This is a genomic window from Ottowia sp., from assembly GCF_047601385.1.
Classification (GTDB): domain Bacteria; phylum Pseudomonadota; class Gammaproteobacteria; order Burkholderiales; family Burkholderiaceae_C; genus Ottowia.
Genome location: NZ_JASGJP010000001.1, coordinates 3,690,029 through 3,702,830, shown reverse-complemented (window position 1 = coordinate 3,702,830; position 12,802 = coordinate 3,690,029). Strand labels below are relative to the sequence as shown.

At 62.4% G+C, this 12,802-nt stretch carries 12 protein-coding genes; 3 read left to right on the top strand and 9 right to left on the bottom strand.

Features of this window, described 5'->3' with window-relative positions; translation table 11 throughout:
- The first annotated feature begins 39 nt into the window (after positions 1-39).
- From QM772_RS17995 to QM772_RS17985, 3 genes are all read left to right on the top strand, one after another.
- The gene (locus QM772_RS17995) at positions 40-945 is read left to right on the top strand and encodes an NAD(P)-dependent oxidoreductase (RefSeq protein ID WP_415138925.1); all 906 of its coding nucleotides are present in this window, start codon (positions 40-42) and stop codon (positions 943-945) included.
- Between the two features lie 98 nt (positions 946-1,043).
- A complete protein-coding gene (locus QM772_RS17990; protein WP_415138923.1) occupies positions 1,044-2,690 on the top strand; it encodes a flavin-containing monooxygenase in 1,647 nt (548 codons plus the stop codon).
- Between the two features lie 82 nt (positions 2,691-2,772).
- A complete protein-coding gene (locus QM772_RS17985) occupies positions 2,773-3,693 on the top strand; it encodes an alpha/beta hydrolase (protein WP_415138921.1) in 921 nt (306 codons plus the stop codon).
- 23 nt (positions 3,694-3,716) lie between these two features.
- Here the strand turns inward: QM772_RS17985 and QM772_RS17980 are convergent, their stop codons facing one another.
- The 9 genes from QM772_RS17980 to QM772_RS17940 all read right to left on the bottom strand — a co-directional run bounded on the left by QM772_RS17980 (position 3,717) and on the right by QM772_RS17940 (position 12,798).
- The gene (locus QM772_RS17980; protein WP_415138919.1) at positions 3,717-4,799 is read right to left on the bottom strand and encodes a Gfo/Idh/MocA family protein; all 1,083 of its coding nucleotides are present in this window, start codon (positions 4,797-4,799) and stop codon (positions 3,717-3,719) included.
- A gap of 146 nt (positions 4,800-4,945) precedes the next feature.
- Positions 4,946-6,139, bottom strand: a complete 1,194-nt coding sequence (locus QM772_RS17975) for an iron-containing alcohol dehydrogenase (RefSeq protein WP_415138917.1) — start codon at positions 6,137-6,139, stop codon at positions 4,946-4,948.
- Between the two features lie 55 nt (positions 6,140-6,194).
- On the bottom strand, positions 6,195-6,950 hold the full coding sequence (locus QM772_RS17970; RefSeq protein ID WP_415138915.1) for an SDR family NAD(P)-dependent oxidoreductase: 756 nt from the start codon (positions 6,948-6,950) through the stop codon (positions 6,195-6,197).
- A 55-nt stretch (positions 6,951-7,005) separates the two neighbouring features.
- Positions 7,006-7,752: an SDR family NAD(P)-dependent oxidoreductase gene (locus tag QM772_RS17965; protein WP_415138913.1), complete on the bottom strand. Its 747-nt coding sequence runs from the start codon at positions 7,750-7,752 to the stop codon at positions 7,006-7,008.
- A 103-nt stretch (positions 7,753-7,855) separates the two neighbouring features.
- On the bottom strand, positions 7,856-8,617 hold the full coding sequence (locus QM772_RS17960) for a carboxymuconolactone decarboxylase family protein (protein ID WP_415138911.1): 762 nt from the start codon (positions 8,615-8,617) through the stop codon (positions 7,856-7,858).
- A 57-nt stretch (positions 8,618-8,674) separates the two neighbouring features.
- Positions 8,675-9,427 (bottom strand): SDR family NAD(P)-dependent oxidoreductase, encoded by a 753-nt coding sequence (locus QM772_RS17955; RefSeq protein WP_415138909.1) that lies wholly within the window; start codon positions 9,425-9,427, stop codon positions 8,675-8,677.
- Between the two features lie 26 nt (positions 9,428-9,453).
- Positions 9,454-11,316, bottom strand: a complete 1,863-nt coding sequence (locus QM772_RS17950; protein ID WP_415138907.1) for an ABC transporter permease — start codon at positions 11,314-11,316, stop codon at positions 9,454-9,456.
- A 14-nt stretch (positions 11,317-11,330) separates the two neighbouring features.
- Complete coding sequence (locus QM772_RS17945) at positions 11,331-12,053, bottom strand: ABC transporter ATP-binding protein (RefSeq protein ID WP_415138905.1); 723 nt, start codon at positions 12,051-12,053, stop codon at positions 11,331-11,333.
- The gene (locus QM772_RS17940) at positions 12,046-12,798 is read right to left on the bottom strand and encodes an ABC transporter ATP-binding protein (RefSeq protein WP_415138903.1); all 753 of its coding nucleotides are present in this window, start codon (positions 12,796-12,798) and stop codon (positions 12,046-12,048) included. Before QM772_RS17940 ends, QM772_RS17945 begins: the two co-directional genes overlap by 8 nt.
- Positions 12,799-12,802 lie beyond the last annotated feature (4 nt).

The window sequence follows — 12,802 nt, the reverse complement described above, 5'->3', positions numbered from 1 at the left end:
GTCGACCGACCAGGCAACAAACCAACAGGAGAGTTCACCATGAATCAGCATACCGATGTAGGTTTTCTGGGTTTAGGCCAGATGGGCGCGCCCATCGCGGAACGGCTGCTGGGCCAGTCGTTCCGGCTGCACGTCTATGACCCGACGACCACGGTTCTGGATCGCTTCCGCACCCTGGGCGCGCTCACGCATGCGTCACCCAGGGAGGTGGCCGACCACGCCAGCGTGGTGTTCGCCTGCCTGCCCAATGTCAAGGTGTCCCAGCAGGTCGCGCTTGGGGAAGACGGCGTGGCGCATGGCCGCGCCATCCGGGTGTATGCGGAGATGTCCACCATTGGGCGTGAAGCCGTGGAAGACATCGCGAAGCAGTTGGCCGAACGTGGCATAGAGATGCTGGACAGCCCCGTCACGGGCGGCGCACCGGTCGCCCGCACAGGGCAGTTGACCCTGCTGGTCTCGGGCCCCGACGTCGTGGTGGCGAATGTGCGCCCGCTGCTGGAAATGATGGGCAAGAACATCTTCGTGCTCGGCCCCCGTCCCGGTATGGGGCAGATCATGAAGGTGGTCAACAACATCGTCATGGGCACCAATCTCGTGGCGGCCTGTGAAGGCATGAGCCTGGGCGCCAAGGCCGGCCTGGATCCGAGCGCCATGGCCGCCGCCTTGCAGGCCGGCACCGCGCAGAGCTTCGCCGCCGGGTCGATCCTGCAACGCGGCCTGGCCGGTACGTTCGACTACGGGGCAGCGCTGACGATTCTGGACAAGGACATGGCGCTGGGCCTGAAGGAAGCGCAGGCGCTGGACGCCAGCCTGCCAGTGATTCAGCAAGCGCAAGGACAGTGGCATGCTGCCTATGAAGCGGGGTTCGGAGCAGAAGACTTCACCGCAATCTTGCAGTACGTCGAACAACGCAACGGCACGCTGGTACGTGACCGCAAGCGCTAGGGCTGGCCCTGCCCCGCAGACAGCGCCGGCATACACACAGGCGGCAACTCGAATCCGCGAGGCCGCTCACCGCAACGAGATAACCAAAGGAGCAAGCCATGAAAGCAGTTGAGAATGTTGATGCCGTTGTCGTCGGCACCGGATTTGCCGGTGTCTATGCGATCCACAAGCTGAGAAGCCTCGGGCTCTCTGTGCGGGCTTTCGAGGCCGGCTCGGACGTCGGGGGCACCTGGTATTGGAACAAATACCCCGGCGCGCGCTGCGATGTCGAAAGTCTGGAGTATTCCTTCGGCTTTTCCAATGAGATCCAGCAGAAATGGGACTGGAGTCACCGCTTTTCGTTCCAACCCGACATCCAGCGCTACATCGCCCATGTGGCGGATACCGTCGACGTCAGGCAGCTCATCGAGTTCAATACGAAAGTGGTGTCGCAGACCTATGACGAGAAGCAGCAGCGCTGGGCCGTCTCGACCGACAAGGGCGAGGTCATCCATTGCAGCTTCTGCGTGATGGCCACCGGCATTCTCTCGGTGCCGCTGTACCCTGACATCCCCGGTCTCGACAGCTTCACCGGCGAGAAATACCACTCAGGGGCCTGGCCTTCGGAGCCGGTCGATTTCACCGGCAAGCGGGTGGCGGTGTTCGGCACGGGTGCCACCGGCATCCAGATCGTTCCCGAAGTCGCCAAGCAGGCCTCGCGCCTCTTCGTCATGCAGCGCACGGCCAATTTCTCGCTGCCGGCGGGCAACAAGCCCCTGCGGCCTGAGGACGTCGAGACATACCGCAAGGATTACCCCGAGCGTCGCAAACGAGCACGCAAGCACATCTTCGGCATCTCCAATGTGCCCGAGCCGACCCGCTCGGTGCTTGAACTGAGCGAAGAGGAGGCCAATGCCGCTTTCGAGAAACTGTGGGAGATGGGTGGAAGCCTCAACTTCCAGATGGCCTTCAATGACTTCATGAAGGACGAGCGGGCCAATAAGCGCCTGGCCGACTTCGTGCGCCGCAAGATCCGCGAGACCGTCAAGGATCAGGCGACCGCCGAGAAGCTCTGCCCGTATGACCACCCCATCGGGTCCCGGCGCATCTGTATTGACACCGGCTACTACGAAACCTACAACCGCGACAATGTGGAGTTGATCAGTCTGCGCGAAACGCCTGTCAAGCGCATCACGCCCAAGGGCATCGAAACCGAGGCAGGTGAAATCGAGGTGGATGCCATCGTCTTCGCGACCGGATTCGATGGGATCACCGGCGCGCTGACGCACATCGACATCGCGGGGCGCAACGGCGTCAAGCTCAGCGAGCAGTGGCAGAAGGAGGTGGGCTCCTATATGGGCTTCACCGTCCACGGCTTCCCCAACATGTTCATCATCACGGGGCCCGGCAGCCCGGCTGTGAAGTCCAACATGGTCATGTCCATCGAACAGCACGTCGAACTGATCGGCGACACCATCGCCTACATGCGCAGTCGGGGCCTGGGCGCCATCGAGGCGACAGCCGAGGCCGAGCGGGCATGGATGGAACGCGTTAGCGAGATCGCGAACAAGACGCTCTTCGTGAAAGCGGACTCTTGGTACAACGGCGCCAACGTGGCGGGCAAGGCACGCGGGTTCACCATCTATGTCGGCGGTGTCAACAACTACCGCCTGGAAGTAGAGAACATGATCGCCGACGGCTATCGCGGGATGGTGCTCGAGCCGCTTCGCAGCGACCAGAAAACCGAAGCGCGCGCCAGTCTCTGACATCCCGGCCGATTCAATGAGTCATCGGGCCCCGGCGCCCGGAAGAGCACCGGGGCAAGCTATTCCACAGGAAGCAGAAACCATGCAATTGGATCCTCAGATCGCCCAGGTGCTGCAGGCACTGGATGCCATACCGCCGATGGAAACCATGACCTTGGAGGAGCTGCGCGGCGTCTATCCGCCGCCCACCGAGCGCGAGCCGGTGGGCGAGGAGCGAGACCTGCTGATCCCGTCCGACGAGCATGACATCCCAGCACGGCTGTATCTGCCTGAAGCCAGGCTCCATGCGGGCCTGACGATCTTTTTCCACGGCGGCGGCTTCGTGATCGGCAGCGTCGAATCGCACGATGCCGTCTGCCGGCGGCTGTGCAACCTGACGGGCGCGGGAGTGCTGTCTGTCGACTACCGCCTGGCGCCCGAACACAAGTTCCCCGCTGCCCCGGATGACTGCTTGCAAGCGGTCCGCTGGGCCGCGCAGCAGGCCCCGGCATGGGGCCTGGATGCAGGCCAGCTGGTGTTAGCTGGCGACAGCGCCGGCGGCACCCTGGCCACGGTGACGGCCCTGCGGCTGCGGGACGAAGGCGGCCCCGGAGTGGTCGGCCAGGTGCTGGCTTATCCGGCGACGGATTACCACACACCGCCCACCGCTTCCTACCTGGAAAACCAGGTCGGCTACTTCCTGACGCGCGCGTCCATGATCCGCTTCTGGAAGGAATACCTGCCCCGCGAGGAAGATGCGCAGCATCCCCATGCCGCGCCCCTGCGAGCCACTGATCTTTCCAACCTGCCTCCGGCCTTGGTGCTGACGGCCCAATTCGACCCGCTACGCGACGAGGGCGAGGCCTATGCCCACCGGCTGCTGGACAGCGGGGTACCCGTCACGCTTCGCCGCCTGAATGGCATGATCCACGGCTTCATTCGCATGTCGGCAGTGTCGGACCAAGCCAGGGACGCCGTGCAATACATTGCCACGTGGATCCAACGAGCCATGATGGCCCGGTAATCACGGGCGCAGCTCATCAGTACCTACCCTTCAGACCGGGAAACGGCAAAGGGCACACCCTTATCGATCAGACTGTGGAGACGCGCCGCTTTGGCGAAGGTGACGCTGTTTTGTGTTCCTGAACGCAGATCATCCAGAAACAGCCGGTAGGCGGCGGCGAGATTGCGGGCTGCTGGCGCGAGCGTATCGTCGGCTGGCTCAATGACGTGCCTGGAATGGTCGTTCCAGGTGATCGAGGCACGCAGCGGCGTGATTTGCGGATTGGAGTCCTCACCGGCAACCGGCTGCAAGGTGGTCAGTTCAGCCGTGCCTTCAGTGCCGTGGATCACGATTCGGGTACCGGCGGCGGGGTCGCGATCCCACCATGTCAGGGCCACGATGCCGCCACCGACCAGTCTGCCGCAGGCGGCGAAGCTGTCGAGTGCCGTGACGGAATGAACCGTGCCGGCATCGTCGTCGACTTTGCTCGGGTAGGGACTCTGGGATAGGGCCGATAGGCTCTCGATCCCGACCAGATGGTCCACCAGGCCGATCAGGTGCCCGCCCAGGACCTCCCTGGTCCCGGCGCGACTTGTAGCGTCGAGCGTATAGCCATAAGAGGCTGGTACCGATCTTCCGATTCCCTTCCTTCGCGCAGCGTGCGCCGTGACCGAGCGGATATGGCCCAGGCGACCGTCCTCGATAAGCCGCCGAAGGCTCGTGACCGTGGAAGAGGCGTTGGCCTGGAGGCCCACAGCGGTCGTCAGGGCCTTTGCGCTCGCGATGCCGGCCCATTCGGCCGCACGCTCCGCATCCGGGGCCAGAGGCCATTCACAATAAACCGGTTTGCCGGCATCGAGAGCCGCCCGCACCGCCTCCTGGTGGGCGGGGACCTTGACAGTGATTACGACGACATCGACCAGGGGGGAATCAGCGAGCGATGCAGGATCCGTGAACCAGGCATCTGCGCCGGCAAGCTTCGCCGCCTCACGAGCGGACTCCTCGCGGGTCGTGGCAACGGCGCTGATGCGAGCGTTCGGCAGGGACCGGATGGCGGGAAGGTGAGCTGTAACCCCCCAGGAGGCACCTGGACTGAGTCCAATGATTCCGATGCGTGTGGTGATCATGTCTGACATCCTTCTGGCGGGGTGGCGGATGCCGTTGGCGTCTCCGCCGCCAGTACCGAGATCACTTCCAAGCCTTGCCACCGTAGCGCTCGATCATCCTTCATATGCATCTCCTCCTGCTCAATCAAAGCAACATGTGTATGGAGTCACCATGCTGCATTCAGGACGGCCATCACCTCCTCGACCGAACGAACCGGCCGGGGATTCGTTGCCACGATCGGGTCGCGCAACGCAGCCTGGGCGATGAAAGGCAAGTCTGCGCGTGCAACGCCCAGGTCGCGCAAGCGCAAAGGCAATCCGAGTTCGTCACTGATCAGCGCGCGCAGCCTGTGTTGGAATTCGTCGACCGGGAAAGGTCGATCCAGAGTAGCCTCGAGTCTGCGGCACAGGACCGCACGACGGACGGACGTTGCCTCGGCGTTAAAGCCGACAACTCGCGGCAGCAACACGCAAGAGGTATAGCCATGTGCGACTTTGCAGCGCCCTCCCAACTGATGCCCCAGGCCGTGGCTGAGGCCGAGGCTGACGTTCGCCAGTCCAGAGACAGAAAGCCAAGCAGCGATCTGGCATTGCAATCTTGCTTCCAAATCCTCGGGGTTGCGGCGGCTGGCGGGCAGCGCGCGCATCAGCGCGGCCAACCCTTCCACGGCCAGCGCATCCGTCATGGGCTGCGCGGTGATTGAGAACCACGCCTCGACACAGTGATCCACTGCTTTGATGCCCGAGGACAGCCACAGCCATTCGGGTGTTCTCAGCGTCAGGGCCGGGTCCAAGAGCACAGCACGAGCGCCCAATTGGCGATCTTGGTACAGGTGTTTCTCGCCGCAGGCCGTATCGGTCAGTCCGGCAATGTTGGTGAATTCGCCCGCCGATAGCGTCGTGGGCACTGCGTAGATCGGCAAGGCCACACCACGCATCGGCGGCACGGTCCTCATCGAGGGGTACTCGAAACGGATGACAAAGGGATCGAAATCGACGGGCGCGCGCAGACCGCCAGCCAGCGCCCAAACCGCTCCCTTGGCGGTATCGCTCTGCGTGCTGCCGCCAAAGCTGACCACCGCATCGGCCGCCTTCTCTCGCATGAATTCAGCCGCGGCAAGCGCCGCTTCACGCGGCACGTGAGGCTCAGTTTCGCAAAACACCCCCACGCAGCGCTCGCCCATGGCCCCCGTCACCGCGCTGAGCAATTCGGGTGTGCCCGCCAATGTGCTCCCAGTGACGACCACGGCTCGTCGCACGCCATCCCGTGCCAAGAGCAACTCCAGTTGGTTGACGCAGCCGACACCAAATCGGACTTCACCGACCGCAGATTGGACAAATCGCCCTTGGATCTGTGTCACCGGTTCAACCACCTACCATCGCGTCAAAGCAGAACAGGAGCACCTTGCGTCCAGGTCAGTCCCACATCAGACCGTTGTCGACATTGATCGACTGGCCGGTAACGCTGCTCGACAGGTCTGAGGCAAGGAACAGAACAGCATCCGCAATATCGCGCGGCGTGGCGAAGCGGCCAAGTGCGGTTTCATCCAGCATCTTCTGGAAACCGACTGGATTGGCTTTTTCCAAGTCATCCAGCAACGCGGTGCGGGTTGCGCCGGGGCACACCGAGTTGACCCGCACGCCACTACGCCCCAATTCGGTCGCGGCCACGCGCGACATCACAACCGCAGCCGCCTTGGACGCGGCATAGCAGGCATTCGATGTGGCCTTCACACCCTTGCCCGCGATCGAGGCAATATTGACAACGACGCCACCGCCAGCCTCAACCATGTGGCGCGCAAAGCCCTGCATGGTGAAGAACAGGCCGCGCGTATTGACGTTCTGAATCCAGTCCCGGTCCCGCGGCGTCAGATCGAGCAGTTTGATCTTCCGAGTCACGCCCGCGTTGTTCACCAGTATGTCGACCCGGCCGTTTTGCGCCACAGCCTTGTCAATCATCCCGGCGATCGATTCAAGGTTGCCGCTGTCGCAGTGGATGTAGCTGGCCTTCAGTCCACGCTCTACCAGGGCCCGAGACAGTTCGCCGCCGCGCGCATCGTCCACATCGGTCAGGATGACGTAGGCGCCTTCTTCGGCCAACCGTTCAGCGATCGCCGCGCCGATCCCGGACGCGGCACCTGTGACGACAGCGGTCTTTTTTGCGATCAGCATCGCTTTTCTCCAGCATTGAAATACGATCCCGCGGAGGGCTCGCATCGCCCTCTTTTTACGGCTTCAGTTGTTGGGCTTTCTTGATGCCCGCCCCGGCCGAGAGGAAACCACCGTCGACGGCCAGGCACTGCCCGGTGATGTACAGCGCCTTTTCCGATGCGAGATACGCAACGGCATTGGCGACTTCTTCCGGTTCGGCCATGCGGTTGGCCGGAATGTCTTCGAGGTACTCGTCGAAGTCTTCCTTCGACAGCTTCGCCCGCACCAGACTGCTGTTGACCGGCCCTGGCGCAACGGCATTGCAGCGCACGCCCAGCGGGGCGTATTCCATCGCCGTCTGGCGCGTCAACTGGATGATGCCGGCCTTCGACGCGCCATAGGCCACCCGGCCGAAACCGGCCCGGATGCCCGCGATCGAGGCGATGTTGACGATCGCACCGCGACCGCTGCGCACCAGCAGGTCGGTCGCCAGCTGGGTCAGAACCAGCGGCGCAGTCAGGTTGACCTCGAGAACCTGGCGCCAGTCCTCCAGCGAGATATCGCGCACCTGGGCAAGTCTGGCGATGCCCGCATTGTTGACCAGCACCGACAGCTCCGGCAGCTTGGCCAAATAGGCGCGGCAGGCTTCGAAGTCCGTGATGTCCAGGGCATCCGCCCGGATGCCCTCGGGGGGCTGGAAATTCGCCAGTGCTTCCTGGCGATCAAGGATGATGACGCTCCAGCCGTCGTTCTTGAGTGCTTCGGAAATCGCCAGACCGAGCGTGCCTGCCCCTCCGGTGACGATTGCGGTGCCTTTGCTCATGTTCCGTCCTTTTGAAATACGACAGGGGCCCGACCGATTCCCGCCCGGCGGACGGGAAGCCTGTCTGTCCGCCTTTTCCGATGACGATGGCGGGCCCCGCTCTTCAAGCCTTGCGGTCGCGGCGCTCGATCTCGGCCAGCAGCCTGGGCACGCCCAGGATGAAACTTTGCATCCCGATCAGCGCGACCAACTGAATGACCTGGATTACTTGCTCGGGCGTGGCCCCATAACGCAGGGCATTGCGGGCATGAATGCGCGTGCCAGGCTGGTAGAGATGAGTGGTGGAGATGTCGATGGCCACATAAAGCAGTTCGCGCACCATCGGCGGCAAGGTACCTTTGCGCCAAATCGTCGAGGAGAAGGCCGTGTAGCCCATGACGAACTCGGGCGACGTGCGGACCATGGCGTCGAGCAGATCATTCCAGTACCCGCGCTTCTCGGAAAACTCCTGCTTGACCTTCTGGAAGGCCTCTCCGCGAGGGAATGCATCTTTCAGCTTGGGATCGTCACTCCTTCCTAACTCGTCGAGCAGGATTGGGGCGCCTTCGGTATAAGCATGGATGCCCAGCGCCGAGGACAGTTGCAGCGCCTCGAGGATTTCCTCCTTGGTCGCACCGTTGTCCAGTGCTGCTCCGATATGCTGCGAGACCGCTTCCCCGTTGCGATGCGTGACCGAAGCATTGGCTGCGATCAGTACCAGATGCCGGGTCTTGCGATCGAGGTAGTCGGCGCCCAGGGCGACTTCGGCCATCTGCAGGTAGTCGCTGAAGAAGTCGGCCTCGGCTTCCAGCGCCAGCGCCAGATCGTCGCTCCAGTAGCCGTGCAGCTTGATGAACTTGTCTTTCAGGGCCTGATCATTCGTCATAGGTATCTCCTCTTGCTCAAGGTCTCTGATGGGAAGCACGGTAAGCTCCCTCGGGAGTCAGTAAATGGTGACGCCGCTATCCACCGAGATGATTTGCCCGGTGGTGTGCCGCGATTCGTCTGATGCCAGGTAGACCGCCATGTGCGCCATGTCGATAGGCTCGCATGGCCCCAGCAAGCACTGGTCGGCCAGCTTGCGCAGTTCTGCCCGCTCGTCGACCAGATGGCGTACCCGCTCGGAAAGCGTTAACCCAGGCGCAATCGCGTTGACGCGGATGCGGTCCGGTGCATATTCGGGTGCCATGGAGCGGGTCAGTGCGTGCACGCCGCCCTTGGCTGCCGTGTAGCAGTCGCGGTCGGTGAGTGCCATCACGGCCACCATGGAAGAGAAATTGATGACGGAACCGCCGCCTGCCTTTTGCAGGTAGGGAATGCCGTATTTGCACACCAGGAACGTCCCGAACAGATCGAGCCTGATCGCCCGCCAGAACTCGTCCTCCGGCGCATCGGTCACCCGCGCGTCGTTGGGCGTGGATCCGCCCGCGGCATTGCACAGGATGTCGATCTTGCCGAACATTTCCGCCGCATGGGCCAGGCCGGCACGGACGCTCTCTGCGTCAGTCACGTCCAGCCTGAGGGGAATGATCGCATTCCTCTCGCCACTGGTCTCGGCGACGGCCTTGACGAGATCGGCGTGGATGTCGCCAGCCAGCACTCGCGCGCCTTCGGCGATGAACTGCCTGCAGATTTCGCCTCCGATACCGCCACCCGCGCCGGTCACGAATGCGACCTTGCCTTCCAGTCTGCCCATGCATCTTCCTTACGTGAATTCAACCGTTACAGCGGCTTCCCAAGTCTCCTGGCCACCTCACCGACCAGACCAGCTCGGAACGTCAGGACACACAAGATGAAGATCACGCCTTGCAAAGCTGTCACCCACTGTCCCAAGGATGCGAAGAAAAAGTGCATGGACACCAGGGCAAAGGCGCCGGCGACGGGCCCCAGCATGGTGCCCAGGCCGCCCACCAACACCATCAGCACGACTTCACCCGACATGGACCAGTGTGTGTCGCTCAGGGAGGCAAACTGGAACGCGATGGCCTGCGTGGCACCGGCCAAGCCGGCAATGCCAGCCGAAAGCACGAATGCCAACAACTTGTAGCGGTCGGTCTTGTAGCCCAGCGAGATCGCGCGCGCTTCGTTTTCCCGAATCGCCTTCAGCACGTCGCCGAACGGCGAATGGACGATGCGGCGCACGAACAGAATCGCCGCCAGGAAAATGACCAACACCACGTAATACATCGTCATCTGGTTCTGCAGATCGATGAAACCGAACAGCTTGCCTCTAGGCACACCCTGTATGCCGTCTTCTCCGCCCGTGATCTCCGGGAATTGAGAGCAGACGAAGTAGACGAGTTGGGACAGTGCCAAGGTCATCATCGCGAAATAGATGCCCTTGAGACGGATGGCAACGGCGCCGGCCAGGAGGCCCAGTAGCGTGGCGGCCGCCGTGCCGCCAAGAATGGCCAGCTCCGGTGAAGCCCCCCCTATCTTGGCGGCGTACGCGGTGACGTAAGCGGCCCCACCCAGGAACATGGCATGCCCGAAGGACAGCAACCCCGTGTATCCCACCAGCAGATTGAGCGCGCTGGCGAATATGGCCATACACAGGACGCTCATGAGAAACTGCGGATAAAGCGCCAGCGGGGCCAACACGAGCAAGATGGCCATGCCCAGCGTCGCATAGTTCAGCGCTCGGCCGCCCACGGCCACCGCCCCTTCCGCCACCCCTCCCAGACTGCTGCCACCCGGATCCTGCGGTTTCCCGAACAGGCCCTGGGGCCGAACGAGGATCACGAGGATCATGACCAGGAAGACAACGGTCGTCGAGAGCTGCGGATAGAAATACTTCGTCAGCCCCTCGATGACGCCGAGCGCAAAACCCGTGATGATCGAGCCTTTGAGCGAACCCATGCCGCCGATCACAACCACGGCAAAGACCACGATGAGCAGGTTGTCGCCCATCATGGACGACGGCTTGTACAGGGGCGCGGCCAGCACGCCGGCAAGCGCTGCGAGGGCCGCGCCGCCCGCGAAGGTCAAAGTAATCACCCTCGGCACATTGACGCCGAAGGACCGCATCAGCGGGGCGTTCTCCGTCGAGGCGCGAAGATAGCTGCCGATCTTCGTGTGCTCGATCAGCAGCAAGATGAGCACGCACACGACCAGCGAGAAGGCGATCACCCAGGCGCGGTAGTAAGGCAGGAACATGAACGGCAGCCGGATGCCACCGCTCAACAGTTCGGGCGTGGCGTAAGACTGGCCCGTCGTACCGAACTGCACGCGGAACACGGATTGGATGATGAGGGCCAGCCCGAATGTGAGCAGCAGGCCGTAGAAATGATCCAGGTGATAGATTCGTTTGAGCAGCGTGCGTTCTATGATGACACCGAAGACGCCGACGATCAGCGGCGCCAGCAACAGTGACCACCAATAGCCGATACCCAGATAGGTCAGCAGCAGCCACGACACGAAGGCGCCCATCATGTACAAGGCGCCATGCGCAAAATTGACGATGCCGAGCATGCCGAAGATGACGGCGAGGCCAAGGCTCAACAGCGCATAAAACGCACCGTTGATCAGGCCAAGCAACAATTGCCCTGAAAGGGCCTGAAGGGAAATCCCAAAAGCTTCGAGCATCGCGAACTGCCTCCTCAGACGCCCAGATAAACGTGCAGTTTGTCCATGTTGTTCTCCAACTCATCCGCACTGAAGCCGTCGATGATGCGACCGTGCTCCATCACGTAGAACCTGTCGGCGACCGTGGCGGCAAATCGGAAGTTCTGCTCGACCAGCAACAGCGTGAACCCCAGATCCTTGAGCTTGTGTATGGTGCGACCTATCTGGTGGATGATCAGCGGCGCCAGACCTTCGGTCAGTTCGTCCAGCAATAGCAGATCTGCGCCGGTACGCATGATCCGGCCGATAGCCAGCATCTGCTGCTCTCCGCCGGACAGTTTGGTTCCTTGCCCTGTGTCCAGGCGTTCCCGCAGATTGGGAAAGAGCTCCAAGATCGATTCGACGTCGACGCCCCCCGGCCGCAATACCGGCGGCAGCAACAGGTTCTCCCGAACCGACAGGCTGGAGTAGATGCCCCGCTCCTCCGGACACAGCGCGACCCCCAGGTGCGCGATGCGCTCGGGCACCAGGTCGATGGTTTCGGCGCCGTCCTTGCGCACGGATCCGGATCGCTTGGCGACCAACCCCATGATGGATTTGAGCGTGGTGCTCTTACCAGCGCCATTACGCCCCAGCAGTGTGACCACCTCGCCCTTGCGGATCTCCATGTCCACGCCATGCAGGACGTGACTCTCGCCATACCATGCCTGCAGTCCACGCACTTCGAGCATCGGTTGAGCATTTATCTGTTCAGCCATGGCTCGTTCCCAAGTAGGCCTGTTGCACCTCGGCGTTGGAAGAGACGGCGGCGTAGTCCCCTTCGGTCAGCACCTGGCCCCGCGTGAGCACCGTGATCCGGTCGCACAGCGAGGAAACCACCGAGAGGTTGTGTTCGACCATCAGGACCGTGCGACCCTTGCCAGCACGCCGCACGAGTTCCACGATGCGGTCGATTTCTTCGTGACCCATACCGGCCGTCGGCTCATCCAGCAACATCATCTCGGGCTCCAGAGCCAGTGTGGTAGCAAGCTCGAGTGCGCGCTTGCGGCCATAGGAGAGCGACACCGCGGCTTCATTGGCGTATTCGGTCAGGCCTACGTCCGCCAGCAGTTCCATGGCCCGCGCATCGAACACATTCAGCACCTTGCGCGAGCGAAAGAAGTCGAAGGAGTTTCCGCGTGCCCGCTGAAGTGCCAGACGCACGTTCTGAAGCACCGATAGATGGGGAAACACCGCCGATATCTGGAACGAGCGCACCAGGCCGAGCCGTGCGACGTCGGCCGGCGCCATGGCTGTGATGTCCTGGTCGTTGAACAGAATCTGCCCTGCCGTCGGCACCAGGAATTTCGTCAACAGGTTGAACAACGTCGTCTTGCCCGCACCGTTGGGGCCGATCAAGGCATGAATCGTCCCTCGGCGCACCTTCAGACTGACTCCATTGACCGCATGAAAACCCGAGAAGGTTTTCGTGAGATCACGGCATTCAAGTATGGCCTGATCCACGGCT

Coding starts and splice junctions, on each gene's coding strand:
- QM772_RS17985 (WP_415138921.1), top strand. CDS start 2,773: ATGCAATTGGATCCTCAGATCGCCCAGGTGCTGCAGGCACTGGATGCC.
- QM772_RS17965 (WP_415138913.1), bottom strand. CDS start 7,752: ATGAGCAAAGGCACCGCAATCGTCACCGGAGGGGCAGGCACGCTCGGT.
- QM772_RS17980 (WP_415138919.1), bottom strand. CDS start 4,799: ATGATCACCACACGCATCGGAATCATTGGACTCAGTCCAGGTGCCTCC.
- QM772_RS17995 (WP_415138925.1), top strand. CDS start 40: ATGAATCAGCATACCGATGTAGGTTTTCTGGGTTTAGGCCAGATGGGC.
- QM772_RS17950 (WP_415138907.1), bottom strand. CDS start 11,316: ATGCTCGAAGCTTTTGGGATTTCCCTTCAGGCCCTTTCAGGGCAATTG.
- QM772_RS17970 (WP_415138915.1), bottom strand. CDS start 6,950: ATGCTGATCGCAAAAAAGACCGCTGTCGTCACAGGTGCCGCGTCCGGG.
- QM772_RS17955 (WP_415138909.1), bottom strand. CDS start 9,427: ATGGGCAGACTGGAAGGCAAGGTCGCATTCGTGACCGGCGCGGGTGGC.
- QM772_RS17945 (WP_415138905.1), bottom strand. CDS start 12,053: ATGGCTGAACAGATAAATGCTCAACCGATGCTCGAAGTGCGTGGACTG.
- QM772_RS17990 (WP_415138923.1), top strand. CDS start 1,044: ATGAAAGCAGTTGAGAATGTTGATGCCGTTGTCGTCGGCACCGGATTT.
- QM772_RS17960 (WP_415138911.1), bottom strand. CDS start 8,617: ATGACGAATGATCAGGCCCTGAAAGACAAGTTCATCAAGCTGCACGGC.